Raw genomic sequence first — 25,705 nt, 5'->3', positions numbered from 1 at the left:
CAGTCTCCGACGGAGCGGTGCCTACGTGAACAACTGGGTCGAGAACCTCTCGGAGACCAAGTTCGCGTATTTGGTGCTCGCGCCGACGCTAGTGATATTCACGGCTATCGCGCTGTGGCCGATCCTCTTTACACTCCGGACATCGATGTACGCGGACAGCTTCAGTCAGTTCACCGGTGCGTTCGTCGGCCTCCAGAACTACGTTGAAATCGTGACTGGGCAGCGCGGAGCGATACTCATCCGTCCGTTCTTCGACTTGAGCAACCCGTTCCAGAGCATTCTGCCAACGACGATGATCTACACGGCGGTGAGTGTCGTGCTGATTACCGCGCTTGGCTTCGTGCAGGCCCTAGTTCTCAACAAGACGTTCCGAGGCCGCTCCATCGTGCGGACCGCGGTACTGATTCCCTGGGCTGTCCCAATCGTCATCCAGGGGATGATCTTCTACCTCATGTTCATCCCCGGTGGGTTCGGGACCCGGATCCTCCACGATATCGGCCTCGTCGGGGCGCGACCGCTCAGCAACAGCGCTTCGACAGTCGGAATCGTGACGCTGGCAGCCATCTGGAAACGCTCGGCATACGTCGCACTGATCGTGCTCGCGGGACTCCAAAGCATCGACGAGCACCTCTACGACGTTGCGAAGGTTGCCGGGGCCTCACGATGGCAACAGTTCCGCATGATCACGCTCCCGCAGGCGATACCGACGTTGATGGTCGCGATGCTCCTGACCTCTATCGGATCGATGCGCGTCTACGGGCAGATCGACGCTATCGCCAACTGTAGTACGATGCCGTCGATCACGTGTGCCGTCGTCGGGACGTTCAACGGGAGCCTCTACGGGACCGCATCGGCACTCGCGTTCCTCACGGCGTTGTTGATAGGCTCGGTCTCGATGATCTACCTCGTGGTCCTCAGCCGTTCGCGTGCGGGGGGTATCTGAGATGGCGCCCGACTCCTCGCTCTCAGACCGGTTGTTCGCGGTCGATCTCGACGACGACTCCAGCCCACTCTTCCGGTACACGTTCTATGGGACGACGCTCCTTATCCTGCTCATCTCGCTGTTCCCCTTCTACTACCTGCTGATGCTGGCGCTCTCGTCACCAGGTGAAACGACGAGTGCCGGCCTGCTGCCAGCGGGCTTCGACCCAACGTCGTTCATCGGCGCGTTTCAGGCGGTTCCGTTCCACCTCTATATGCGTAACAGTCTCATCATCGCGACGGGCGTGACGGCGTTCGTGCTGGTGTTCGCGAGCCTCGCGGGATACACGTTCGGGCGAATGGAGTTCCGGGGGAAGCGGCCGCTGTTCCTCTTGCTCATCTCTATCTCGTATTTCCCCGGCGCGACGTTCATCGTCGGGCTATTCAAACTCCTGACGGGGAACGTGACCGTGCTGGGAGTTAGCAGTCCGAACTTGTTCAACTCACCGGCGGCCGTCGGACTTCCACTGACGGCGCTTTCTCTACCGTTCGCCATCCTCCTCCTGACGACGTTCTATAGCCAGATTCCCGACGGGCTCGAAGACGCTGCCCGAGTAACTGGCACGACTCGAATCGGCGCGCTCTACCGTATCATCGCGCCGCTCTCCGCGCCGGGATTCGTCACTGCAGGTATCCTCACGTTCATCACGGCCTACAACGAGTTCTTTTTCTCCCAGCTGATGACGACCGGCTCTCCCCAGAACTGGTCGCCCATCGTCTGGGGGCTGTTGCGCTATCAGACCGAGGTCTCCGTCAGGTACGACCTGATGGCGGCCGCAAGCCTCATCGGCGTCGTGCCCGTCGCGCTCATCGTCCTGCTCGCACAACGGAAGATAGTGAGCGGGCTCACGTCCGGCTCTATCAAGGGATAGCCTTGGCACACAATTACCACCAACATCCAGACAGACCATGACTCACCTCAAACTCGACGGTGTAACGAAGCGGTACAGCGACGTCGTCGCGGTCGACGACATGAACTTAGACATCAAAGACGGCGAGTTCATCTCGCTCATCGGCCCATCGGGCTGTGGGAAGTCGACGACACTCGAGACGGTGTCTGGGCTGACCAAACCGACCAGTGGTCTCATCGAGATCGCCGGGACGGACGTGACGAACAAGCCCCCGAAGGACCGGGACATCGCGATGGTGTTTCAGAACATCGCGCTGTTCCCTCATATGACCGTCCGGGAGAACCTGACCTTCGGCCTCCGACTGAAGAACTACAAGCACTCGGAGATCGACAAACGCGTCGACCAGGCTGCCGATATCTTACAGATAAACGGGATGCTCGACCGGATGCCCGACGAACTGTCGGGCGGGCAGCGCCAGCGCGTCGCTATCGGCCGAGCGATCGTCATGGATCCGGAGGTGTTCCTGATGGACGAACCGTTAGCGAACCTCGACGCGAAGCTTCGGGTTCACATGCGGACGGAACTCCAGCGGCTCCAGCAGGAACTGGACGTGACCACGGTGTACGTCACACACGATCAGGCGGAGGCGATGACGATGTCCGACCGCATCGCCATCATCAACGACGGACAACTCCAGCAGTTCGCACCGCCGCTCGAGTGTTACAACGAGCCAGCAAACCTGTTCGTCGCAGGCTTCGTTGGCTCGCCCAGCATGCGGTTCATCAACGGTCAGATAAACGGTGGTTCGTTCGTCGCCCCAGACCTCGACATGGATATCGACATTCCACCGTCTGTCGGCGCTAACGACGGTGATGATGTTGTCCTCGGTGTTCGTCCGGAGGATGTCTACCTCGATTCCCACCGCACCACGGCCACCGCGACGGACGTGATTACGATGGAGGTCGACGTCGTCCAGCCAATGGGCGACGAACTCGTCGTTTATTTGCGTCCCGAGGGAGCGGACGTGGCCTTCGAGACGGATCTCGACGAGGGAGACCAAACCGACACTCAGACAGACCAGTTGCTGATGACCGTCGAGCCGACTGTCGACATCGAGACCGGAGAGACAGTAGACATCGCGCTTGACCGTGCTCAAATCCATCTCTTCGACAACGCGACTGGCGATGCGCTTGTCCACGGTCTCGAACCACGAGTCGAACAGGTCTCAAACTAACGACCGGCCGTCAGCGCAGCATTGGGTATTGACGTCGCAGATTAGACGATCTGCAGACGACGATCGACGCCTAAATTTACGCGAGGCGTGGAGTGTTGACCCGTCACAGAACTTTTTTATGCGGTTGACCCGTCGTCTATAATTGATGCAACTGTTAGAGTATCCGCGAGATAGCTACTCGCTTGACGGCGAATGGCAGGCAATTCCCGATCAGTACGAGATGTTCCGGGATTACTTCGACGACTTCGTCGACGATGATGACGACGACGTTGCGGCACTTCCTGACGATGACGGGCAGCCGGCGCTGAGCTTTGAATCGATCTACGAGCCCAGTGCGTCGGGCAACGACGACATCACGGACTTCAATATCTATGACGGATACTCGGTGGATGTCCCATCTAGCTGGGGCGAGGAAATGCCCGAGTTCCGTCACTTCGAAGGCTGGGTGTGGTTCGCGCGGACGTTCGACCGAGAGGAGATCGACGAACAAGACCGCACGTTCCTCCGATTCGGTGCGGTAAACTACAAGGCAGAAGTTTGGCTCAACGGCGAGCGCCTCGGAGACCACGAGGGAGGCTACACACCCTTCAGCTTCGAAATCACCGACGAACTCCAAGACGGCGAGAACGTGATCGTCCTTCGGATGGATAACAAGCGCTACGAGGACGGTATTCCGAACGAGAGCACCGACTGGTACAACTTCGGTGGTGTCAACCGATCGGTCGACCTCGTTTCGGTCCCGGAAACGTACCTGCGAAACTTCAAAGTCGAGACTACCGTCAGCGATGATGCAGTCGATGTCCATATCGATGCCTGGCTTGACGGGTCCGATACGGGAGCTGAGGCCGCTATCTCCCTCCCAGAACTTGATGTCGACGAATCGCTCACGTCCGACAGTGATGGACGGCTCAGCGCGGAGCTCTCGTTCGACCGCGACGACCTGACACTGTGGAGTCCTGATAACCCACGCCTGTACGAGATTGAACTCACGTATGGCGACGACGCGGTCACCGACCGTGTCGGCTTCCGTGAGGTTGAGGTTCGAGGGAGCGATGTCCTTGTCAACGGCGAGGAGGTGTGGCTCCGCGGTATAGCACTCCACGAGGAAGTCGCTGGCAAGGGGCGTGCGCTCGACGTAGAAGATGTCCAGACGCGCTTCCAGTGGATCAACGAACTGGGCTGTAACTTCGCACGGCTGGCACATTATCCCCACACCGAAGAGATGGCCCGGACGGCGGACGAGGAAGGCATTCTCCTCTGGGAGGAAGTCCCCGCATACTGGGACATCAACTTCGGCGACGAGGACATACAGGAGCTGTACCGGCAACAGCTCCGCGAGCTGATTCAGCGCGACTGGAACCGCGCATCGGTCGTGCTCTGGTCAATCGCGAACGAGACCGACCACAATGACGAAACTCGAAATGAGGTGCTCCCAGAGATGGCCGATTATGTCCGGAATCTCGACGACACGCGACTCGTGACCGCGGCGTGTTTCGTAGACGAGACCGACGACGGGCTTGTCATCCAAGATCCGCTGGAGGACGCCCTTGACGTGGTTGGTATCAACGAGTACTTCGGATGGTACTACGGTGATTCCGAGGATATGCAGCACTTCCAGGATGATCCCGACGGGACGCCGGTCGTTATCTCCGAGACCGGCGGCGGTGCCAAGTGGGGCAACCACGGAACAGAGGACGACCGCTGGAGTGAGGAGTATCAGGCTGCAATCTACCGGGGTCAGACGGAAGCGGTCGCAGCAAAAGAGCAAGTGGCCGGCATATCTCCGTGGATCCTCTTCGACTTCCGAGCACCGATGCGCCAGAACGAATACCAGCGCGGTTACAACCGGAAGGGCGTCGTTGATCAGCACGGTCGCAAAAAGAAAGCATTCCACGTCCTCCGGGACTTCTACACCTCGGAGCAACAGTGACGACACTGTAGAAGTACGCCAGGACCACTTGAAAGAACACCCGCCACCGACATCAGAAAATCTTGATCGGTAGTATCGGTCGTCGACCGGTACGATAGATTATTTTTTGCCCTACTCGACTGAATCCATCAGACCACGCATGTAGCCGATTGCGAACAGTCGTCCCTTCGTGTGGTAGCCGGGATTGGAGTTGTCCTCACCGGCCATCGTTGGCACGTGGTCAGGTCGCATCGGCACCTCGCCGTCGACGGCCTCCTCGTAGGCTGCCATCGCTGCGTGCATGTCTGTCGGACCGTCGTCGTGCCATGTCTCGACGAACTGGTTTGCATCGCCCTCGACATCACGGAAATGAACGAAGTTGATTCGCTCACCGAAGTTTCGAATCGCCTTCGGGATATCTGCACCCATCGCGGCGAAGTTGCCCTGGCAGAACGTGACGCCGTTGTGCTCGCTGTCGACGACATCTAAGATTCGCTCGTAGTTCTCGACACTATTGGCGACACGGGGGACGTCGCGAACGGACTCGCGCGGCGGATCATCAGGGTGGAGTCCAAGCTTGACGCCCGCCTCTTCGGCCACTGGAATAACCTCCTCAAGGAAATACGCCAACGCCTGGAAGATCTCTTCGTGGCTACGCTCGGAAGCCGCTACAGTCGGTCCACCCTGCATCTTCTGATTGTCGTAGCCGGTCACGTAGGACCCACCGCGAGACTCGATATGTGCCTCAGTCCGAGCCCAGCGGACGCCGGCCATCCAGTCGTAACAGACGACAGAGATACCGAGGTCGCCGCAGTCCCGGAGGAACTGTTTGAATTCATCGATGTCTTCGTCTCGGCCCTTGAGCCCAAGGCGGACGCGGTCGGTTAGCGGAACGCTGCCTTCCAGTACGGAGAAGTTCAGGCCGGCGTCTTCAAGCCAGTTCTGGAGTCCGCGGAGCTCGTCATAGGTCCACGAAGTTTTGTCATCGCCGATTTCGAGAGGATGTATTACGGCGTCGGTGACGCCCATCTGCTTTGCCAGTTGCCACCGCTCGTCGGGCTCTGGGGGGAGCACTAAGGCTGGTCGAACCATATTAGCCAAATGTTGGCAGAAGCGTATATACATTATCGTTTCGAGACCACCGCAGATTCCAGTGCCCGTACTGATGCCCGCAATACAACGAGGCAGGCGCTGTGAATACAGACATGGTGCCGACGCGACTGGTCCACGTCACTTTTGACGCTCTCTGACCGAGTCAAGTATGAATGGTGGTTCTAAGCCCCGCCGCGCTTGTGGATCCGCTGGTCACGATGTTCGTCCTCGCGACTATGTTCTCGGTTGGTCTTGAGATTCGTATTGACGACGTCCTGGCCTCGGTTACCCAGTTCGGGCTCGTGATGCGGTCTATGTTCGTAAATCTCGTCGGCGTTCCGTTATTAGTGATGGCAGCAGTCCTCATCGCTCCACTGAACACAAGTCACACAGTCGGATTGTTCTTGATTGCTGTGTCGCCCGGTGCACCGTTCGGACCGAAGCTCGCAGAAATATCGAACAGCAATGTTGCCTTCGCAAGTGGTCTCATGGTCATGTTAGCGACCGTTTCCGTTTTCACAATCCCGGCGTCGTTGGCGCTTCTCGTCCCCGGGAATGTAGGTGTCAACCTGATCGGGATAGCACGGATGGTCATCCTCGTTCAGCTTCTTCCACTACTCGTAGGATTCGGTTTACGTGAATGCCATCAGGCGCTCGCCTTGACGTTACACGGCCCGATGCGCAGGCTCTCGACTATCTTACTTTTTGTTCTAATAGCGCTCTTGCTGGCAATCAACGTCAGCGAGATCGGCCGGCTGGTCGGGACTGGCGTGATGATTATATCTTCCGTGATCGTGGTTGGTTCGATGATCACAGGATACGCCTTCGGTGGTCCGGAAAAATCCACCCGAGAGGTCCTCGCGACGTCAACTACGGCTCGAAACGCGGCCATAGCATTGCTCGTTGCGACGACAAGCTTTCCCTCACCAGATGTTCTCGTGACAATCATCGCATTCAGCCTCGTGAGCGTCATCGTTCCGGGAATCGCCGCCGGTGTATGGCGATCCTGATCACTGCTGCTCGACGCCTATTAGGGAAGACACCGAATCGGGCAGACCCATAAAAAGTTGAACCTAAGCGCCTTGCACTCACTGCAACCGTCATAGAAAGATATTTATAATAGTTGTGGGTACACATCTAAGTGTATGCCACGTCATCTCTTAGGGAGTCGATTTGCAATTATGCACCGTTCGGAGAGCGGAACAAGATCCGGTGAATGAGCATGTCGGCAGACCACTCGAAGTCGTTCCACTGGTCGATGCTCGTGACGTTGGTCTTAATCGGCGTCATCCCGTCGTTCTCTGGGGCGCTAATCAATCCGACCATTCCAGCCATCCAGGAGACGTTCTCCCACCTGCCGAACTCGGAGACGCTGGCGCAGCTCGTTAGCACAACCTCAGCGTGGATCGTGATCGTTGTCGCGCCGCTCACAGGGTATCTGCTCGACAAGTACGCGCGCAAGCCCATCCTGATCGCTGCAGTGATCATCTACGGTGTCGGGACGAGCGCCGCGTTCTTCCTCGACTCAATCTACCTGATCCTCGCAACGCGTATTCTTGATGGAATCGCCGTCGGTGCACTCATGGTGACGGTGCCGACACTCATCGCAGACTACTATTCAGGCAACCGTCGCGAATCGGTTATGGGTTACTACGGCGCGGTACAGGCCGGTGGCGGTGCTGTCGCAGCCACCCTTGGGGGTTACATCGCTTCGAGTATCGGTTGGCGATATATCTTCCTCGTTTTCGCGGGGGCGCTTTTGTTCGTCCCACCGATCATTCGGTTCCTGCCGGAACCCGATGTGAAAGAGTCGGCAAGAGACAACGAAGTCAGCCGGCTCGAGGCGGCCGCCAAGATCGTACGGGAGGCGCCTGCGAAACTAGTGATCGGTATCTACCTCCTGGTACTTCTCGGGATGATGGCGACCAATCTAGTCATGATTGAGGTCCCGTACTACCTCCAAAGTTCGCTCAGCGTGGGCGGTTCACAGATCGGACTGGTGATTTCGGGCGTGATGGTCGCGGGAGTCGTTGCCGCCACGCTGTATGGTCGAATCAAACAACACGTACAGCACATTACGGTGATGGCGGCCGCCTTCGCTGTTGGAGGTGCTGGATTCCTCCTGTTCACAGCCGCTAACTCCGCCCCACTCGTGATAGCAGGTGTCGTCATCGCCGGTGCGATGGGATTCGGCATTGTCATGCCTACGGTGAACGACTGGGTGGCGTCGGTCGTCCAAGAGGAGGTTCGCGGGCGCGCTCTGAGTGGTATTACCATGATGACCTATGGTGGATTCGCGCTCTCGCCGTTCGCTCCAATGCCGCTCGTTGACGCATTCGGGCGCGTGGGGATGCTCCGGATCGTCGGTTACGCCCAACTCGTCGTCGCAGGAGCCCTCGTGGCGACTTGGTTCGTGACCCGATCCACTGTCGACTCAACGGTGAGCAAAACACCCTCCGACGACTGAGCGACGATAGAGACCTGGTGAGATTGGCGACAATCGGTCACGGTAGTCAAGCCGAACCTCACCAGTGAGTGGTGTCACATGACGCGACACGTTCTTCGAATCTGCCAGCCCATTACGGAAAACAAATATTATTATACTTGATGGTCACTGGTATACATATGACAGTCGAGTCAATCCTGCTTCCCGTCAGCGACGCAGATGAGGACCGGGTGCACCGGCTCGTCGACGTCGCTGTAGAAAGCGCCAAACCGACCGATGCCACCGTCGTAGTGGCTCACGCCATTCCTAAGGACACTGACGAGTTCACGCCGACGATCCCACCGATATCAGGAGGGGGCTTTCCACAGATTCTCTCTCAGTCAGAGTACGACGAGCTCCTCGAAGAGTACTCCCCTGACGAGATCGCCGCCAAACACGAGACAGTCCAGTCAATACTCGACCGCTTCGAGGACATCGGGATTGAGTACGATATCCGCGGAGCGGTCGGCGAACCCGACGAGGCACTACTCGCTCTAGCGTCGGAGATTGACGCCGACCGTCTCGTGGTCGGTGGGAGTCGCCGTACTCCGACCGACAAAGCTGTCTTCGGTAGCTTGGCACAGACGCTGATGCTTGAGGCACCCTGTCCAGTCACGTTCGTCCAGGATAACTGAGGACACCAATACCGGCAGTGACCGTCCGAAAGCGAGTATAAAAGGGCACCACGAACGATGTCACTTCTGACCCCTCTAATCCTCGCAATTTTCCGTAAGTCGTTATATGGCTCCCGCGGATGTAGGACTCGTCTGAGCCCCTCGTCTTCACTGCCTAGTATGACGGACTATTTTAGAATTCCAAAAATAATCTACTGACTACTCACTACAGCCCACAGTCTCATCTATTTTGATTGAAATCTGTTGTCCAGCATATGTAAACTCCAGCGAAAACGAGCTGTTATCTTCGTCAAGTGAATCTAAGAGCGTATCTAATGCATCTGGGTCAATCGTTTCGTACAATGGTGGTAGTTCGGTCAAGTCCTTGTCTGCAACCTCTGCAACATGTTGGACAATAGCACGAGAGACCGTGTCTGCTTCCCCTTCAGCCATTTCTAGTCGTGTTTGCTGAACTGCCATTTCTCTCAACGAGAAGGTTGCCTGTTCAAGTATTTATAATCTTTTACTCACCTCCGCGTTGCAGGCCTACAGGCGGTATCTCAAAGATTACGGTTTGCAACTATATTCCGCAGACAATGAGTCGAACATCGTTGCGGTGAGGCGGAAAAACTTGCCAGCGCCCCGTGTGTTGTCGTCATCACTCCCGATTCCTCTATCCGAGTAGTGGCGTGCGCGCGAACGGCACGCCTGGATCGGGGCTGAACACCTTGTCGTCCGGGTCAATCCGTCGGCGCTCGCTGTAGTCGGTGTTACGCTTGACCGGGGGGCACCCGATTGCGCTCAGCATATCCACATTGTCCCTGAACGAACGGCACTCGCCGTACTCGCCGCCCGCTTGCTTCGTGATTTCCTCGGAGAGAATAGTGCCCATAAAGTCGTCTACACCGCAGTTCAGGATCTCCAGGCCGAACTCATCACCATACTTCACCCACGATTGGATGTGTTCAACATTATCGAGGAACAGTCGCGAGACAGCGATGAGAAGTTCATCACCAGCCTTCGAGGCGCCGGACTCGACGACGCCGTCATCGCAGAGGCGAGTATTTTGTGGATGGAAGGGAGAGAGACGAATTCTGTGATGTTCCCCGTTCTGTCCTGCAGGTCGCATAGGACCTTCAAGTGCTCCACGCGGTGGGCCTCGTTCTCTCGGTGTGAACCGTCCGCTCTCGCGGTCGAATAATGGGCGCTACAGCGCACTGACAGGTGAGAATCGATCTCAACAGAAAAAAATAGCGTCACTGGAAATCTTGTAGCGATGGACAATCAACACAGTGTAGCCCGTTTGAGAGCGTGGTTGATGGCTATCCGTCCACAGACGCTACCGGCAGGAGCTTCCCCAGTCATCGTCGGCGTCGGTTTAGCGATTCACGATGGTGTGTTCGCTGTTGGACCTGCAGTTGCTGCGTTGCTCGGAGCGCTTTTTCTTCAGATAGGATCAAACTTTACGAATGATTACTACGACGCAATTCGTGGTGCTGACACAGAAGACAGAGAAGGATTTCAGAGGGTTACTCAGTCGGGTCTTATCTCTCCCAAGCGTGTCCAAGGAGCAATTTACGTGTCGTTCTCGCTTGCAGCACTCGTCGGTATCTACTTGGTATATATCGGTGGCGTGCCGATCATTGCTGTCGGTCTCCTCTCAATTCTTGCTGGATTCGCTTATACTGGCGGACCCTATCCGTTCGGGTACCATGGCCTCGGTGACCTGTTTGTATTCATCTTCTTCGGTTTGGTTGCGGTCACAGGAACGTACTACGTTCAGGCTGTATCGACGGTCGCTACCGTGGGTCCAATTCCGATTTCGATACCTGCAGGAACAGTCCCAGTTGCGGCAGTCGTAGCGAGTTTACCGGCGGCCGCGCTCTCGACGAACATTCTCGTGGTGAACAATATCCGCGATCTGGAAACCGACCGTGAAACGGGGAAGAGGACACTCGCTGTGAAGATTGGATACCAGTGGAGTAGAATCGAGTACACTGCCCTGCTCGCACTTTCCTATCTCGTTCCTCTCGTCTTCGCAGTATGTTGGCAGAGTGTGTTTCCACTTACTCCACTGTTGACGACGCCGCTGGCTTGGCGACTTTGGATGACAATCCGAGAAGAGACGACGGGAGAGGCGCTCAACCCAGCATTAGAACGGACAGGAAAGCTATTGCTTGCGTTTTCATTTTTGTTTGCATTCGGTCTCGCGACACCATCTCTCATATGAGAGTTGTTGAATAGAGTCTGTTACACTGGAAAATCAGGACAGTTCATTAAAGAGTACACTCAGTGTGTTTTTCGGCGACTTCGAGCTAATCCCTGATTTAGAGAGCCGGAAGAGCATATTACTCGGCGTTGGCTGTGAAGTGAATTAGTTTACTGCAGTGTATCCTCTTCTCTGTCATCTACACAAGACTGGATAGCCTTACACCCAGACATAACAAATTTACCATGCAAGATTTTAATAGATCGAACCACTCCCTTGGCGTATGGCCCCCTCCGAACAGGTGTCTCAGACAGCAGAATTCACTGTAGAGAATATAGGCGGTATCGACAGTTCCCACGTTTCGATTCCCCCTGGTGTGACCGTCTTGACTGGCAAGAATGCCACCAACCGGACGTCATTCCTGCAATCGATAATGGCCGCGATGGGAAGCACTCATGCGACTCTGAAAGGTGATGCCGACGAGGGTCGCGTCCAACTTGACCTCGATGGTGAAACCTACGAACAGACACTCACTCGTGCAGGTGATTCAGTCGCGTTCGATGGCGACGGCTACCTTAACGATCCCGAGGTGGCAGAACTCTTCGCGTTCCTGCTCGAAACCAACGAAGCGCGTCAGTCTGTCGCCCGTGGGGACGATCTTCGTGAGATCATCATGCGGCCTGTCGATATTGGAGAGATAAAGAATAAAATACGCGAATTAGAAGAACGAAAAGACGATATTAACGACGAACTAGCCGCTATCGAAGATAGAAAAACGGATATTCCGGATCTCGAACAACATCGGAAGCAGATACAGGAACAGATACGAGCCAAAAAGGACGAGCTTGCTGACAAAGAAGCAGAGATAGACGAAAGCAATCAGGACATTGAGACGAGTCGACAGGAACAAGAAGAGCTGGAAGACAAACTTGACGAACTTCGCTCAACGCGTTCAGACCTCGAATCGGTGCGGCGCCAAATCGAGACGCAAAACGAGAGTATCACGTCACTCAAGCAGGAACGGAGCGAGCTCGAAGACGACCTCGAAGAGTTACCCGAGACACCGATGGGCGATCACCAGCACCTCGAAACCGAGATCGAACAACTCCGCGAGAAACGCCAAACGCTGAATTCCCAGATCTCCGACCTCCAGAGCCTCATCCAGTACAACGAAGAGCGATTAGAAGAAGACGACTACGAGATACTCGAGACGCTTGATGCAGCTGATCAGTCTGAATCAACTAGTTCGCCAACGGATGAACTGCTCGGTAACGGCGGTAATTCAGTTACGTGTTGGACGTGTGGGTCGACAGTCGAGCGTAACCAAATTGAGGACACTGTCGAGCGTCTCCAAGAACGCCGACAGGACCTAATGCAAGACCTTAATGACGTCAAATCAGAGCTTGAAGATCTGAAAGCAGAGCAGCGTGAGGCCAAACAGCAACAAAATCGGCGTGAAGAGATCGAGCGCAAACTCGCGGACATCGAAGACGAACTTGAGAGCCGAGACACGCAGCTCGACTCGCTCAAATCCCAGCGCAAAGAATTAACCGACGACGTCGAAACGCTCGAAGCTGACGTCGACGACCTTGAATCCGAAGACTTCGAGGAAGTACTCTCACTCCACAAAGAAGCCAACCAACTCGAGTTCGAGATCGACAGCCTTGAGTCTGACTTAGAGGACGTCACTGAAGAAATCGAGGAGATCGAGAGTATGCTCGACCGTGCTGAAGACCTCCGAAACGATCGCGAGGACTTGGTCGAGCAACTGACTGACGAACGGACGAAGATCGACCAGATCGAAGCTGACGCCGTCGATGAGTTCAACGAACATATGGACGCGATTCTCGATATCTTAGCCTATGAGAACCTCGATCGCATCTGGATCGAGCGTGTTGAAGAAACCGTCCGTGAAGGTCGACAGAAGGTGGAGCAGACAGCGTTCGAGATCCATATCGTCCGAACGACCGAAGCCGGGGCAGCCTACGAAGATACCATCGAGCATCTGAGCGAGAGTGAGCGCGAGGTCACGGGGCTCATCTTCGCACTTGCAGGCTACCTCGTCCACGACCTCCACGAGACGGTCCCGTTCATGTTGCTCGACTCACTGGAAGCTATCGACTCGGTTCGAATCGCCCAGCTCGTCGAGTACTTCGAAGACTACGCTGAGTATCTCGTGGTCGCCTTGCTCCCGGAAGACGCACAGGCACTGGACGACGACGTGACCCGCGTCACCGCCATCTGATCGACGCGACTCACAGACACGATCGGTCTCCTTGCAATAGTTACCAGCCTCGCATACACGCTATCAGGTAGCGAATACTTCGGAAACATAGGTTTCCGACCAGCATGGAATCTCTGCTGGGAAGAAGGTGAGATCACTGAGGTTCGCCTCTCAGTGTCGCCCGTTCAGACACCGAGGGCAGTGTTTTAATGGACTGTCCCACGAATCGATAGATACCAGATAGCCCAGGTGCATACGAATGTGGTCAAATGACTCGCGCTCACTTCCGGACTGGATCATGGAGGCCTACGAAATCTTAGAGTCTGGGACTGAGTCCCCACAGAACGGAATATCTCGTGAAGAGGCTCAGAGACTGTTGCGTGCGGAAGAAGAGTTCCCAGCCGATCAAGCAGATACTGAGTATGCCATCGAACAACTGCTCGACAACGGCTGGCTCTATGAGGTTGAGGGCGAACTGCGTATCACCGACCCAGAACTCTAACGTGAACTGCCTCGGAGTTTAATGGTTCGAGGCACCGACTGCGTCTCGTCACCATGAGAGAGCGTCAGTCTTTCGAACAACCCCGGGCACTCGGCCTATCTCAACTGTAGAAATGGAATACTGCGGTTTCACGAGCATGTAGCGAGTGGATTACTAACCGTGCGTTGCGAGATTATACTTTGTCGTGTTGGGGCCGATAGATTTGCAAAAAAACAACGTTCTGAACCACCCCTTGCTCCAAAGAATCTCCAATATCCTACAATCCGTGAAATTTGGCTTGTTACGCATTCTCTTCTGGAGTTCGATTATCTTGCCATTATTATACATACCACTGCTAATCGCCGGCCTTGACAGTATTCAAGAGGTGCTACTTTTTTTCGGACTGCTTGGACTACACAGCATCATGTTGATTTGCGGTCGATTCTATCCTGACTTTTCTCACGACTAAAGTCGTGGGCTTTCTCTTCGATTCTCTGTAGCCCTAATGTTCGACAGTGGGATAAAGCGCTGTTAGCCGTCACCAGTTGGAGTCGGCCACATGATGTCGCAATTTGCTAGCCTCTTTGCACTCAAAACACTCTACGTCACCCATCGCGGCTCAAGGGACAGGTTCCGGTAGTCTTGCTTTCGACGTCGCCACATCTCTTAGTCAGCCTCAGATTCCGTCAGGATCACACCGTCGTGGACGGGGATCTGTATCAAGTGAAGAAACAGTCGATTACCATCAGCAATCTCCGAATTTGTGATTTCTTACCCATCTGAACTATCAGCGCTATTAATCAGCTACCGAATGAATATATGTTAACTACCCTACAATGATGGGAGAATACGACCAGAGCTGGCAGAGACGGACCCCCCTATGACGTCCGATGAGCAGTGGGATGACGTTAGCTTCGTCATCAGTTCTCGCTACCGCGTTGACACATTACAACGCCTCGCAGAGGGACCCGCGACACCGTCACTCATTTCTGATGAAACCGGACTCAGTATCGCACATATATCCCGAGCACTCCAAGAACTACGTGATTCGGATCTCGTCACGCTCTTGGTCTCTGAGGACCGCCGGAAGGGGCGTGTCTATGGCGTTACAGACGCGGGCAGGGAAGTCTGGGATACGATCGAGGCCCAGAATATGATCGACGCTGAGTGACACAGTTCATGGGGAAGCGAACGAACAGCTCAACCGCTTCCGTATCGCCGAAGCCATCATTGGACTCCAATTTGCGAATGGACATCGTTGAAAGATCGAAGTTCAACGGAACGCGATCTACCAGTGATCGTAGAGAGAGATCTACTACCAAGTGAATTGAAAAAGACCGCTTAGCAATCTCCAACTAAGTCCTCTTGCTATTCTGAGAGTGCTTTGGCCATCATCGAACCCCTCGTTAGTGGCTGTATACTTAGCAGGTGTGTCCCCGATACAATGCACTGGGCACCGGTATCCATATCGGGCCCTGTAACGGAGTCTGCGTCTGCGCACTATCGGCCCCCACTGATTGTGTGTGCCTGTTTGGCGGCCGTCCGGGTGATGTCCGCCCCCGGGCGGCCGACACGCCGCCCTCGTGATCCGCATGGCCCTCCAACAAGCGTGTCGTTGCGCCCTGCATGTGACTGGGCGAGCGCCTGGCATCGTCATTTCCTCACCGCCACGTTCGGAGCCTCGTCGTCGATACACGGCCGCCACTTACCGAATTTCGTTCGACTTTCTTGTGGGATGCCGGGGTCGCAGTCTGCGTTGAAGACTCATCGAACGGTGTCCTCGGGCATTGCGTCGGCGCCCTCGACGGCCATATACCAGCGGGCGCCGTAGTTGGTGTAACCGTTGGACTGGTTGACCGTGAAGTGGTCTGCAGTCGATCAGTCGAGGTGGCTACTCGTGGGATAGATTAACAGCTAGGTGCCGGTATCGACGTCGTCAAGGCAGGGTGCAATGCGGTCGGGCTAGCGGATGTCTGCGGAGTGGCGGACATCGCCGGGCTGCGAGATTTTTAGCTCCGTTGCCGAGTGCGCTTACGATCGAGGATTTCGAGGAAGGTGTCGGTGGCAAACGTCTGGGTGTCCAGACACCCCAGAGAGACTCCTGGCGCCGCATGTACACGCGAGCGGAGTGGTAACGACGCTCAGCAACGACCTATTCCACAACTTCCCTGCTAAGTTCGACAGCGTGGCGGACCTACACGTGGCTAACACCGACGACCTCCAGCGCGTCGACAGTATCGGCAACAAGACGGCTGAGAAGCTTCAGCACGAGCGATAGTTGGGTGCGAGTCTCGTAGAGACTGCTCAAACCACTCGGGACAGTTGCAGGTAATCCCACTATGAGTAGGAGACATTCACAGCGGGCATACGAGTGGTAACTGCCTGTCTGTGAGACCCTCTTACCAGTACACAGTGCTGCGTGAACTCAACTCACGCAAGTCATATGTGTCTATGAGAATGACTGTCGCCTAATGGAACGAGTACAATACCATTGTGCAAGTTGTAGCAGGAAATTGAGCTATCAGACCACGAAACACACTGGGTGCCCAAGTTGCGGTTTCCTCCCGACTCACAGCGCTGACTAACGCTGGAAATCGATAACTGCGAGCGGAGAAGCTCTCGAAGAGTATCGGCGGCGCTGAAATACCTGGTCACAGTTGCTCTTGACAGCCGTTGATGAAAGACTGGAGCCGGGACCCGACAGTTGGCTCAACGCTTAAGAGGATACTGTGACACACTTCGTGTGGGAGTTGGAATACGAACGCCTTCTCGTGGTAGTGGATGAGACACTGCTTGCTCCCGAGAGGAGCCTCCGAAGTCATGTCGCTGGCAGAGTAGCCACATCCTAAGATCTACGCCTGCATTCAGCACTTGGCCTGTGGTGGGCGAGCATCTGTTCCACGGACAGTTACGGTACCAAACCTATCCTCTCATGTGAATAAAAACAAGTGGCAATGGCACAACGTGTTAGATACGTTCGAGAAGGGGACGCTTCACCGTCGATAGCGGTAATCCAGGCTGTGTCCGGCTGTGAAGATGTCGATGAATCCGAACTGCCGCCACTGCATGACACCATCGACACCGATGCGCTCGACGCCCTGTTCACGAGCTGGCCCAACCCATCCGCACAACTGGACGGACATGTGAGGTTTCAGTACTGCGAATACACCGTCAATGTCCACTCAGACGGGTATTTGACTCTCGAGGCAGAGTGAAGCCTCCGCCTGTAGAGATTCACTGTGAAGCCACGGACACGTCTACTGTTACCTGTGTCGCCCCAGCTTCACCACGTCAAATGTTCACGTGTTTTTAAATTAGAGGAGCAGATAATCGTACACTAGAGGGACAATACCTTCATTGAGAGAGGGTTCGCGTTCATGCCAACCACCAATTCCAGCCCCGAACGAGCTGCAACGTGGCTCCAACCAGACCAGATCCAACGGCTGCGGACAGCCTGTTACGATGAGTCCTTTCAGCCCCAGTTTCGACAACGGAACGAGGCGATCATCACATTACTCTACGACGTTGGTCTCCGTGTCAGCGAACTCGTCGAACTCGACGTCGACCAACTTAACCTCGAGAGCGGTGAACTGTCTTTGCCGTGTGCTAGACAACCACCGCCACAACACTCGGAATCGACATCCAGTGTGACAATCACACTGGATCCAGCTCACTCGCTGGGGACAATACGCCTGCTCAAATCGTATCTCTACAACCGGGATATCGAGACTGCTATCCTATTCCCATCCAGAGAACGAGACCGTTTGACGCCGAAAGGGATTCGAGATATCGTCACCAAGACCGCCGAAGCCGCTTCCCTCCGCCCGTATACACTCCGTGACCGAGGCGAAGCAACTGACGTGTCTCCACAGACGCTCCGGCATGGAACTGCCTGGAGACTAATCAACGCCGAAGAGCGATCAATGGCAGCTGTTCAAGATCGACTCCGCCACACCGCTCGGTCCACGACGAGGGAACTCTACGGCCATTTCCAATCTAAACCGTCTGAACCAACCACTACGGACAGCGAGGAAGCACATGATCGCCTCGACGAGTCGACGCTGATCGACGGGATTCTCGACGCCATCCCCGAGATCGTGTATGTGTTCGATACGAACGGCCAGATGCTGTGGTGGAACGAGCGCCTCCCGACGGTGACTGGCTATTCGGATGCCGAGATTGCCACGATGCACGCACTGGAGTTCGTCCCCGATAGCGATACGTCACGGCTCGCCGAGGCTATATCAAACGTCGTCGAACAGGAGACCGTCGAAACGGAGGAATCACTCCTCGTGACGAAGGACGGGACGCAACTCCCCTACGAGTACAACGGTGCTCCACTCACCCGCGGGGATGGAACGGTCTGGGGGCTCGTCGGGGCAGGGCGCGACATTAGTGCCCGAAAAGCGGCGGTACAGGCGGCCGAACGTGAACGGGAACGGTTCGACCTGTTCGTCGACGCGGTCACGGACTATGCGATATTCCTCCTTGATGCCGATGGACGAATCAGAACTTGGAACAGCGGCGCCGAGCGAATTAAAGGGTATTCCAAATCAGAGATACTCGGTGAGCACTTTTCAGTCCTCTATCCAGAGGAAGCCGTCGAGAACGGCGTTCCGGAATCGTTACTCGAAGAGGCAAGCACCGAGGGACACGTCGAAGACGAAGGCTATCGAGTCCGCAAGGACGGCTCTACCTTCTGGGCGCACGTGACCATCACGGCACTTCACGAGAACGGTGAACTGCAGGGATTCGCGAAGGTCACACGTGACATGACAGAGCGGCGGGAACGTGAACGCGAGATCGAACGCCAGCGCGACGATCTGGAGCGGCTGAATCGAGTCAACACCGTCATTCGCGACATCGGAAAAGCGCTCGTAAAGGCTGGTGACCGGACCGCTATCGAAGAGGCAGTCTGTGACAGACTCGCGACCGTGGATGCGTACGCCGCTACGTGGATCGGAGAACCACAGTCGCCAGATCGGTATCTTACACCCCGTTCGTGGGCCGGACTCGGCGATGGCGACCTCAATGAGCTACTCGACGTGGTCGAGAACGACAACGCGACGGTGTGGCCGTCTGAGCAAGCACTCCAGACGGACGACATCTGTGTGGGTCGAGACTGGTCGAATCGTCCGGTATCCAAAGCAGCCAGCGACGTTCTCTCGATCGATGGCGGCAGTGTTCCCATCGCTATCCCGATACCGTATCGGGAGACGCTCTATGGTGTCCTCGTCGTGTATGCCGACAACTCGATCCCTATCGGTGAGCGCCACCAGACAGTACTCGCGGAACTCGGCGAAACGATTGGACACGCGATAGCCGCAGTGAAGCGGAAAGAGGCACTCGCCGCGGATCGTGTCGTCGAACTCGTATTCGAATGTTGGGACGACCAGCAGTTCTTCATCCAAACTGCCACAGAACTAGAGGCGACAGTATCGCTTGAGGGTATCGCGAGGCGAGACGACGCCTCGTATCTCGAATACTTTACCGTGACGGGCGCATCTCCGACGGCCGTTTCAGAGACAGCGAATCAACTCGAGAGCCTCAATCATGCACGAGTGATCAATTATCAAAATGGTAACTGTCTCTGTGAGATCGGTGTGGACGAGTCATCGATCCTCACAGTGATTGCAGAGATGGGCGGGACTGTCACTGAGATGACCGCAAAAAACGGAAACGGAACCGTTCGTGTCGAAATCCCACAGACGGCCGAAGTGGGTCGTATAATCGACATTCTCGAGACGACGTTGGCAGAGATTGAGCTACGGGCGAAGCGGACTGTCGATAGACCGATTCAGACTGGACATCGATTCCACTCGACGATCGACGAGCGATTGACGGACAAACAACGCAATGCGCTCGAAGCCGCCTATTTCGCCGGGTTCTTCGAACGGCCGCGCCTAAGTACCGGAGACGATATAGCGAATTCACTCGGGATTTCACCCTCGACGTTTCATCAACATATCCGTGCAGGGTTGCAAAAACTCCTCACAGCCTCGGTCGAGGCAACCACAGACGAGGGCCTGTGACTGCCAATACCGGATTAGTGTGGTGACATTGCTACCGACCTAGAGTGAGAGGTACAGTGTATGCGAAAGCAAGAGCTCATCCACATCCACTGCCTCCTCGCCGTGATACGTCGACATCTCGTTAAAGGGAACGAGGTCGAGATACCGGCAGATGCGTTCGAGACATACGATTCTCAGGATGTCGGCCCAGCGGCGATCGCCGAACGGAAAGACGTTCATGCCGAGGCAGTCGGCCATTTGTTGGATGGGGTCGCTGTGACGTTCGCTACCCACCGGAGTAGCGCAGATGAGCCGACAGTCTCTGCAGAGTCGCCTGGCTCGTCCACGTCAAAATCATAGCTCTACCGGATTGGTAGGGTAATAGCACTATGCAGCGTCACGCCAAAATCGAGAATGGCCGGTCTGGCAATGTACCTCCCCACACCGGCTGGGTTCCACCCCCACGTGCCATCCACCCCCTTCCCTGCCCTTTCTTTCTGCTTGCAATGTTTGACTGGGACTGACTATCTCAACGAGAGCTCTCGCTCCAACAGAATGATCAACTAACCACGAGCGTAATGTTGATGGTGAAAGTGTTTTCTACGAATCGATAGGTTGAGCAGAGGCTTGGTCTTGAGCTTAGCTGGTTCACAGTGATAGTCTCGCTTTTAAATCGTGACCGGAGCCAGTATGCCCCAGTCTGCCCGACGAAGTTTGCGAGCCCGCAGTTGAAGTTGGTGCTGCACGGGCGTCCGATTCTGATGCTTCCTCTCGTAGGCTAGGTATTCTTGGACCATCTCGATAAAATTCCGAAGACGTACATACCCGCAGAGCAGTTCGATTGCGGTGGCAGCGGGAAGGACAGTATCGACATCCGGAGTGTCTGTCAGCGAAGCGTAGACGTTCACTGCGAGTTGCCTGTACCACCTGTCGTCTGGTTCGGCTACAATCTCGTGCGCGAGGCGGACTCTGCGTTCATCCGCATCACTGAGAACTTGGTCGAGATGTGCGTCTATTTTCGACTGTGGGACTATTTCTGAATGGGTCACTGCGATCAATCTCCATCTGCTGAGGCCTCAGTGGCGGTTTTGCTGAGGTTGAGTCGAGATTCCGTGAGTGTTGTCTCTTGCCACGCTCCACGCTGATACCACACGTAGGCGATTGTTGCTCCCGCAACGTTCGAGATAGAGAACGACAGCCAGATTCCGAGTTCCCCGAGTGGGCCAGCAGCAACCCACGCAATCGGGAAGCGGATGACGCCCAGCATCAGCACGGAGATAGCCGCGGCAGTGAGCGTCTTCCCCGCACCCCGAAAGCTGCCTGTGTAGGCCCGCATAATGCCGATAAACCCGAAGGTCAACGCGACATACCGGATGAACTGGGTGGTGATCTCGACGACGTCGGGGTTTGTCGTGAACAGATCGGCGATCGGTGCTGCGGTCACCCAGACGAGTATACCCGCGACGGTCAGCACGCCGAAGAGCACCTTCGCTGCGAGCCCTGCTGCCCGTTCTGCCCGGTCTGGTTTGTTGGCCCCCATGTTTTGACCGGTCATCGTTTCCACTCCGCGGGCGACGGCGATAGCTGGTAAAAAGATAACCGAGAACACGCGCGTCCCGATCCCGTAGGCGGCGACCACCGTGTCCGGAAAGAGGGCGACGATGACCAACAGCAAGTTCATCGATAACGCCCGTCCCGTACCCTCAATCGATGCTGGCAGGCCGATGCGGACGAGCCGCCGGAGGTACGAGAGATCCGGGATCATTTCCCGGAGATGGATCTGAACCCCACGGTTTCCGCGGAACATGATTGCGAGCCCAACGAGCAGGGCAAGTGCACGCGAGAACACGGTTGCGATGGCGGCGCCCTGGATCCCGAGTTCGGGAAAGGAGAGCGTACCGACGAGCGGCGCGTTCTCTACGACAGTCCACCCGAAGATCAGGAACGGGTCGATGATGATATTGAGTACGACCGAGCCGAACATGACGAGCATGGGCGTGATCGTATCGCCGTACCCGCGCATGAGCGCAACGAAGACGAAGAAACCGAACATGAACAGTAGGCCCAGCGAGATGACCTCCATATAGCCGGTCGCCATCGGCAGGACATCCTGCGACGCGCCCAATAGACTGAGGAACGTCTCAACGCCGAAGTAGCCCACGACGCCGAGGAGGATTGATACAATGACCGCAAACGTAACCGTCTGCGAGGCGGCGTACTCGGCTTCGCGTTCCTCGTCTGCACCGGTAAATTGGGCGACGAGCACACTGCCGGCGACGGAGATCCCCATCCCGAGGGAGATGAGCAGGAACACCATCGGGAACGCGAAGCTGATCGCCGCCAGGGCATCCGTGCTATACTGACCGAGCCAGAACGTGTCGGCGAGGTTGTACGCCGTCTGGAAGAGGTTCGTCACGACAATCGGCATCGACAGGAAGAACAGAGGCTTCCCGATGTCACCCGTAGTGAGATCGAACTCGTCGGGCCCTCTGAACAGAGAGGAAATACGATTTCGAACCCCCATCAGTGGGCCGCCTCCGATGGCTCGTCTGCGAAAAGCTGTCTTTCAGCGTACCGTGTTATCATTTCGTAGAGTTTCTCGGATGAGTACCCCACGGCGACACGCCGCGTATGGGCACCCGTGATGGCAGTCACGAGGAAGTCAGCGGCGGCGGCCGGCTTGACCGTTGCATCGAATTCGCCCATCTCGATGCCAGCCGCGATGATCTCACGTAGCCGGTCGAAGAGTACCTCATCGAAGCTGGCAAGTTGCGTCTGAAGGGCGTCGTTGTACGGTGCTTGTGCTTTCACTTCCAACAATGCGATTCGGATCTCTTGGTCAGGCCCAGCGTCTTCGTCAGTGAGTACCGTGTCAAGGAGTGCATAGAGTTGTTCACGCGGCGTACCACCGTCGATTGACAGAAGCTGCGCAGTGTATTGGTCGTACAGAAAGTCAAGAAACTCGATCAAGAGACCCTCTTTGCTATCGTAGTGGTGATAGATGGATGCTTTGCTCCGATCTGCCTCGTCAGCGATGCGTTCGAGAGTGAGATCAGCGTAGCCGTGCACGCAGAGAACCCGATACGTTGCTTTCAGAATTTCGGTAGCTGTATCATCATCCATTGCGGTGACTACCATAACTTACTAACTAGTTAGTCAAAACTCTTTGGCCGCAGTGATAGAATGGGAGTTACTGATTAGCTGAGATCTCTAACGGGGCATTAGCTAACTAATTAGTTAGTAATTCTTCGGGAATCATCGTGTGGTCACAACCGTTATCCAACCAAAGCCTAAATCAATATCAATGGCCGACCCCTCAGATCGGACTTTTTCAGAACCTGACGAAGCGATCATGGAGGCGACCTACAGGGCACTTCGCGAACACGGGTACGCCGAGCTCACGATTAAACGGATTGCAGACGAATACGGGAAATCCACTGCTGCAGTGCATTATTACTACGACACGAAGGACGAACTCCTCGCGGCCTTTCTCGATTATCTCCTTGAACAGTTCGTCGATTCGATACACGATGTCGAAACGACTGACCCGGAGGAACGACTGGAATTGCTGCTCAACGAACTCCTCGTCAAACCACAAGAGAATCCTGACCTCTCGATCGCGTTGCTGGAAATGCGGAGTCAGGCGCCGTACAAGGAGGCATTCAGCGAGCGCTTCCAGCAAAACGATGAGTACATTCGGTACATGCTCAAAGCAGTAATCAATCACGGAATGGACGAAGACGTGTTCGAAGATGTCGACGCTGACCACGTAACTCGCTCACTGATGACTATCGTCGATGGTGCCCGGACTCGGGCAGTGGTGTTGGATGATCTCGAGGAACTCGAAACGGCACGGCAGACTGCGAGTGAGTACGTCGATGCGATGTTACTGTGAATCCCCTGGGGGTGAAGGCCCAAGGCTTCTATGACGCATTTCGCAGACACCGCGTGAGTGTGCTTGAGAGACCACGTTCCTTCGTGGAGCGGGGTCTATAGTCTATACAACATCGGGTTACCAGTTGCTCAGTATTGGGCACACGATTGATAACGCAAAAAGATACGACCGCTGACCACTGTCCGGTCGATAACCTGATACTTCCGCTAGTAGCCGAGGTGCTCGCGGATGAGAACAACCGTAGTACGGTCGTCTTCGAGTTCTTGGCGGAGAATAAGCTGTTTGGCAATCGCGGAGTCGACGCCATATGCCTCCTTCGCACGCTCGTTTTCCAGGGGGTAGGCCACGGTCTCCAGTCGGTCTAGCGCGTCGTCGAGCGTCGGCACGATCTTGTTCACACCACTGACAATGACGACGTTACTGGCAGCGAACGGATAGGCACCGATGCGGCTCCCCGATCGGTCCGCCGCGACGAGTTCGCCGGTCTGGGAAATGCCGTTAATGCCACCGAGGAAGTAGTCAGCCGTTTGCGACTCTCTGCGAGCAGCTTGGCGCTGAGCGTCGTCGTCGATGCTCCAGATCTCGTCGGGGAGACTCGCCCAGTCGTGATCCCCTTCACTCAGGTACTCCACGAATCCTATCTCTTCAAGTGTGGTCGAGTGGCCGTTCATCACAGACGTCTCTGCAGGGATGAGTGACTGAAGCTCCGCAAGAGCATCGTCAGCTGAATCAACGACGATAACATCGAACCCGTTCTTTTCAAGGCTCTGAACAGTTTCCTCAATGGCCTCTTCGGAGGCCAGTTCGTCCAGTGATTCGTCAACATCCGCGTCGTCTACGTAATCTGATTTCTGTTGAGACATATTATTTCGCGTTAGGTATAACAGCATCTACAGGGAGGAGTAATTAGTACAAAAGTGCTTGCGGACACCGGTGTCAGGTAGTTACATCGGTGACACTCCTCTTACTGTAAACACCTCAAGTGGAGACATAGCTGGTAGTACAGGAGCGACAACAGGTAGTGAAACTACAACGGAGACTGGAGTTCTCTGTGGCTGGGGAGTGACATCGTCAGAAACTGCATTCAGTCAGCAGTGTGGGAAAGAACTCGAAAGCACACCGTGTGACTGCGGGTTTGAGTCTAACACCACAACCGTTGTCGAAAGCATTCTGAAAAGAGCGCGCCCAAGGAACAGTGGGCAGGATCTCAGAATAGCGAGATGCCAACGCTGTAGGGCCACACCGTGCCCGCGGCAGCCAGCAAGGCAAGCGCACCGCCGGCCATCACGACGTTCTTCAGGAAGCCGGTCATCTCGTCTTGCTGCTGGTCTTCGGGGACGGCCCAGAAGTTGTGCATCGTCACCGCCGAGACAAGTAGGAACGTCGCCAGTGCGCCGGCAGCTAGTGCCGGGAACACACCGAGGATAATGCCCAAGCCGCTGAAGACGAGCAGACCCCCGCTGGCGTAGACGGCTAGTCCTGGCGCTGGCAGGCCCTTCGCCTCGGCGTAGGGAGTCATCTGCTCGGCATTCAGGAAGTGGTTCAGGCCCATGAACGCGAGGACACCACCGAACAGCATCCGCGCAAGCAGGAAAACGACCGCGCCGGAAGCCGTATCAAACACCATCATTCGGGCACCTCCCTCGGCGCCGTCGTCTGTCTCCAATCTGACCGTCGCTGGAATTGTGATTTCATTACGTTACCTAGTTCGTATTTGAA

24 protein-coding genes and 1 pseudogene are annotated in these 25,705 nt (G+C 55.7%); 17 read left to right on the top strand and 8 right to left on the bottom strand.

The genetic code is table 11. The features are described from left to right. Positions 1–25 precede the first annotated feature (25 nt). From EGH21_RS19885 to EGH21_RS19870, 4 genes are all read left to right on the top strand, one after another. Entirely contained in the window at positions 26–943 is a 918-nt protein-coding gene (locus EGH21_RS19885) for a carbohydrate ABC transporter permease (RefSeq protein ID WP_328765727.1), read from the top strand. 1 nt (position 944) lies between these two features. Then, positions 945–1,853, top strand: coding sequence for a carbohydrate ABC transporter permease (locus EGH21_RS19880; protein WP_220620152.1), 909 nt, complete (start codon positions 945–947; stop codon positions 1,851–1,853). 37 nt (positions 1,854–1,890) lie between these two features. After that, positions 1,891–3,066 carry an ABC transporter ATP-binding protein gene (locus EGH21_RS19875; RefSeq protein ID WP_220620151.1) on the top strand — a complete coding sequence of 392 codons (1,176 nt, stop codon included), beginning with the start codon at positions 1,891–1,893 and terminating at the stop codon, positions 3,064–3,066. Positions 3,067–3,211: 145 nt separating this feature from the next. Then, entirely contained in the window at positions 3,212–4,996 is a 1,785-nt protein-coding gene (locus EGH21_RS19870) for a glycoside hydrolase family 2 protein (RefSeq protein WP_220620150.1), read from the top strand. A 111-nt stretch (positions 4,997–5,107) separates the two neighbouring features. On the opposite strand, the gene EGH21_RS19865 is transcribed toward EGH21_RS19870, so the two are convergent. Next, complete coding sequence (locus EGH21_RS19865) at positions 5,108–6,067, bottom strand: mannonate dehydratase (protein ID WP_220620149.1); 960 nt, start codon at positions 6,065–6,067, stop codon at positions 5,108–5,110. Positions 6,068–6,240: 173 nt separating this feature from the next. On the opposite strand from EGH21_RS19865, the gene EGH21_RS19860 reads away from it, so the two are divergent. The 3 genes from EGH21_RS19860 to EGH21_RS19850 all read left to right on the top strand — a co-directional run bounded on the left by EGH21_RS19860 (position 6,241) and on the right by EGH21_RS19850 (position 9,187). Then, complete coding sequence (locus EGH21_RS19860; RefSeq protein ID WP_220620148.1) at positions 6,241–7,077, top strand: bile acid:sodium symporter family protein; 837 nt, start codon at positions 6,241–6,243, stop codon at positions 7,075–7,077. A 212-nt stretch (positions 7,078–7,289) separates the two neighbouring features. Continuing rightward, complete coding sequence (locus EGH21_RS19855) at positions 7,290–8,534, top strand: MFS transporter (RefSeq protein WP_236035704.1); 1,245 nt, start codon at positions 7,290–7,292, stop codon at positions 8,532–8,534. Between the two features lie 158 nt (positions 8,535–8,692). After that, positions 8,693–9,187 (top strand): universal stress protein, encoded by a 495-nt coding sequence (locus EGH21_RS19850; protein ID WP_220620147.1) that lies wholly within the window; start codon positions 8,693–8,695, stop codon positions 9,185–9,187. 198 nt (positions 9,188–9,385) lie between these two features. On the opposite strand, the gene EGH21_RS19845 is transcribed toward EGH21_RS19850, so the two are convergent. Further along, positions 9,386–9,619, bottom strand: coding sequence for a HalOD1 output domain-containing protein (locus tag EGH21_RS19845; RefSeq protein WP_236035703.1), 234 nt, complete (start codon positions 9,617–9,619; stop codon positions 9,386–9,388). 220 nt (positions 9,620–9,839) lie between these two features. After that, positions 9,840–10,360, bottom strand: a pseudogene (locus EGH21_RS19840) (7,8-didemethyl-8-hydroxy-5-deazariboflavin synthase subunit CofH); the annotation flags it as partial. 82 nt (positions 10,361–10,442) lie between these two features. Here EGH21_RS19840 and EGH21_RS19835 point away from each other — a divergent pair. From EGH21_RS19835 to EGH21_RS24780, 9 genes are all read left to right on the top strand, one after another. Further along, positions 10,443–11,396, top strand: a complete 954-nt coding sequence (locus tag EGH21_RS19835) for a 1,4-dihydroxy-2-naphthoate polyprenyltransferase (protein WP_220620145.1) — start codon at positions 10,443–10,445, stop codon at positions 11,394–11,396. Between the two features lie 262 nt (positions 11,397–11,658). Beyond that, positions 11,659–13,620 carry an archaea-specific SMC-related protein gene (locus EGH21_RS19830; protein ID WP_220620144.1) on the top strand — a complete coding sequence of 654 codons (1,962 nt, stop codon included), beginning with the start codon at positions 11,659–11,661 and terminating at the stop codon, positions 13,618–13,620. Between the two features lie 277 nt (positions 13,621–13,897). Beyond that, complete coding sequence (locus EGH21_RS19825) at positions 13,898–14,101, top strand: hypothetical protein (protein ID WP_236035701.1); 204 nt, start codon at positions 13,898–13,900, stop codon at positions 14,099–14,101. A gap of 184 nt (positions 14,102–14,285) precedes the next feature. Next, on the top strand, positions 14,286–14,549 hold the full coding sequence (locus EGH21_RS24890; RefSeq protein ID WP_483867065.1) for a DUF8028 family protein: 264 nt from the start codon (positions 14,286–14,288) through the stop codon (positions 14,547–14,549). A gap of 411 nt (positions 14,550–14,960) precedes the next feature. Continuing rightward, a complete protein-coding gene (locus EGH21_RS24205; protein ID WP_236035700.1) occupies positions 14,961–15,251 on the top strand; it encodes a winged helix-turn-helix domain-containing protein in 291 nt (96 codons plus the stop codon). A gap of 957 nt (positions 15,252–16,208) precedes the next feature. Then, a complete protein-coding gene (locus EGH21_RS19820) occupies positions 16,209–16,358 on the top strand; it encodes a helix-hairpin-helix domain-containing protein (protein WP_220620142.1) in 150 nt (49 codons plus the stop codon). A 676-nt stretch (positions 16,359–17,034) separates the two neighbouring features. Then, on the top strand, positions 17,035–17,295 hold the full coding sequence (gene ddfA, locus EGH21_RS24785; RefSeq protein WP_220620141.1) for a DdfA family disk-determining factor: 261 nt from the start codon (positions 17,035–17,037) through the stop codon (positions 17,293–17,295). 162 nt (positions 17,296–17,457) lie between these two features. Beyond that, complete coding sequence (locus EGH21_RS19810; RefSeq protein ID WP_220620140.1) at positions 17,458–20,112, top strand: bacterio-opsin activator domain-containing protein; 2,655 nt, start codon at positions 17,458–17,460, stop codon at positions 20,110–20,112. Positions 20,113–20,172: 60 nt separating this feature from the next. Then, a complete protein-coding gene (locus EGH21_RS24780) occupies positions 20,173–20,451 on the top strand; it encodes a UPF0058 family protein (protein ID WP_220620139.1) in 279 nt (92 codons plus the stop codon). 308 nt (positions 20,452–20,759) lie between these two features. Here EGH21_RS24780 and EGH21_RS24885 read toward each other — a convergent pair whose 3' ends face one another. The 3 genes from EGH21_RS24885 to EGH21_RS19795 form a co-directional block, all read right to left on the bottom strand. Continuing rightward, positions 20,760–20,888: a DUF8129 domain-containing protein gene (locus tag EGH21_RS24885; RefSeq protein ID WP_483867067.1), complete on the bottom strand. Its 129-nt coding sequence runs from the start codon at positions 20,886–20,888 to the stop codon at positions 20,760–20,762. Positions 20,889–21,145: 257 nt separating this feature from the next. Beyond that, entirely contained in the window at positions 21,146–22,615 is a 1,470-nt protein-coding gene (locus EGH21_RS19800; protein ID WP_220620138.1) for an MATE family efflux transporter, read from the bottom strand. Next, the gene (locus EGH21_RS19795; RefSeq protein ID WP_220620199.1) at positions 22,615–23,214 is read right to left on the bottom strand and encodes a TetR/AcrR family transcriptional regulator; all 600 of its coding nucleotides are present in this window, start codon (positions 23,212–23,214) and stop codon (positions 22,615–22,617) included. The genes EGH21_RS19800 and EGH21_RS19795 overlap by 1 nt, the downstream gene beginning before the upstream one ends. A gap of 181 nt (positions 23,215–23,395) precedes the next feature. Between EGH21_RS19795 and EGH21_RS19790 the strand changes: the two genes are divergently transcribed. After that, positions 23,396–23,986, top strand: a complete 591-nt coding sequence (locus tag EGH21_RS19790; protein WP_220620137.1) for a TetR/AcrR family transcriptional regulator — start codon at positions 23,396–23,398, stop codon at positions 23,984–23,986. 206 nt (positions 23,987–24,192) lie between these two features. Here the strand turns inward: EGH21_RS19790 and EGH21_RS19785 are convergent, their stop codons facing one another. Then, complete coding sequence (locus EGH21_RS19785; protein ID WP_220620136.1) at positions 24,193–24,849, bottom strand: lactate utilization protein; 657 nt, start codon at positions 24,847–24,849, stop codon at positions 24,193–24,195. A 344-nt stretch (positions 24,850–25,193) separates the two neighbouring features. After that, the gene (locus EGH21_RS19780) at positions 25,194–25,613 is read right to left on the bottom strand and encodes a DoxX family protein (protein ID WP_220620198.1); all 420 of its coding nucleotides are present in this window, start codon (positions 25,611–25,613) and stop codon (positions 25,194–25,196) included. Between the last annotated feature and the right edge of the window lie 92 nt (positions 25,614–25,705).

The organism is Haloarcula rubra, assembly GCF_019599465.1.
Taxonomy (GTDB): Archaea; Halobacteriota; Halobacteria; order Halobacteriales; family Haloarculaceae; genus Haloarcula; species Haloarcula rubra.
This window is presented reverse-complemented; position numbering and strand designations above follow the sequence as displayed.

Bases quoted from the DNA above. Each gene is read 5' to 3' on its own strand.
- EGH21_RS19880 (WP_220620152.1), top strand. From the start codon at position 945: ATGGCGCCCGACTCCTCGCTCTCAGACCGGTTGTTCGCGGTCGATCTC.
- EGH21_RS19875 (WP_220620151.1), top strand. From the start codon at position 1,891: ATGACTCACCTCAAACTCGACGGTGTAACGAAGCGGTACAGCGACGTC.
- EGH21_RS19870 (WP_220620150.1), top strand. From the start codon at position 3,212: ATGCAACTGTTAGAGTATCCGCGAGATAGCTACTCGCTTGACGGCGAA.
- EGH21_RS19865 (WP_220620149.1), bottom strand. From the start codon at position 6,067: ATGGTTCGACCAGCCTTAGTGCTCCCCCCAGAGCCCGACGAGCGGTGG.
- EGH21_RS19860 (WP_220620148.1), top strand. From the start codon at position 6,241: ATGGTGGTTCTAAGCCCCGCCGCGCTTGTGGATCCGCTGGTCACGATG.
- EGH21_RS19855 (WP_236035704.1), top strand. From the start codon at position 7,290: ATGTCGGCAGACCACTCGAAGTCGTTCCACTGGTCGATGCTCGTGACG.
- EGH21_RS19850 (WP_220620147.1), top strand. From the start codon at position 8,693: ATGACAGTCGAGTCAATCCTGCTTCCCGTCAGCGACGCAGATGAGGAC.
- EGH21_RS19845 (WP_236035703.1), bottom strand. From the start codon at position 9,619: ATGGCTGAAGGGGAAGCAGACACGGTCTCTCGTGCTATTGTCCAACAT.
- EGH21_RS19835 (WP_220620145.1), top strand. From the start codon at position 10,443: ATGGACAATCAACACAGTGTAGCCCGTTTGAGAGCGTGGTTGATGGCT.
- EGH21_RS19830 (WP_220620144.1), top strand. From the start codon at position 11,659: ATGGCCCCCTCCGAACAGGTGTCTCAGACAGCAGAATTCACTGTAGAG.
- EGH21_RS19825 (WP_236035701.1), top strand. From the start codon at position 13,898: ATGGAGGCCTACGAAATCTTAGAGTCTGGGACTGAGTCCCCACAGAAC.
- EGH21_RS24205 (WP_236035700.1), top strand. From the start codon at position 14,961: ATGACGTCCGATGAGCAGTGGGATGACGTTAGCTTCGTCATCAGTTCT.
- ddfA (WP_220620141.1), top strand. From the start codon at position 17,035: ATGGCACAACGTGTTAGATACGTTCGAGAAGGGGACGCTTCACCGTCG.
- EGH21_RS19810 (WP_220620140.1), top strand. From the start codon at position 17,458: ATGCCAACCACCAATTCCAGCCCCGAACGAGCTGCAACGTGGCTCCAA.
- EGH21_RS24780 (WP_220620139.1), top strand. From the start codon at position 20,173: ATGCGAAAGCAAGAGCTCATCCACATCCACTGCCTCCTCGCCGTGATA.
- EGH21_RS24885 (WP_483867067.1), bottom strand. From the start codon at position 20,888: ATGGTCCAAGAATACCTAGCCTACGAGAGGAAGCATCAGAATCGGACG.
- EGH21_RS19800 (WP_220620138.1), bottom strand. From the start codon at position 22,615: ATGGGGGTTCGAAATCGTATTTCCTCTCTGTTCAGAGGGCCCGACGAG.
- EGH21_RS19795 (WP_220620199.1), bottom strand. From the start codon at position 23,214: ATGGATGATGATACAGCTACCGAAATTCTGAAAGCAACGTATCGGGTT.
- EGH21_RS19790 (WP_220620137.1), top strand. From the start codon at position 23,396: ATGGCCGACCCCTCAGATCGGACTTTTTCAGAACCTGACGAAGCGATC.
- EGH21_RS19785 (WP_220620136.1), bottom strand. From the start codon at position 24,849: ATGTCTCAACAGAAATCAGATTACGTAGACGACGCGGATGTTGACGAA.
- EGH21_RS19780 (WP_220620198.1), bottom strand. From the start codon at position 25,613: ATGGTGTTTGATACGGCTTCCGGCGCGGTCGTTTTCCTGCTTGCGCGG.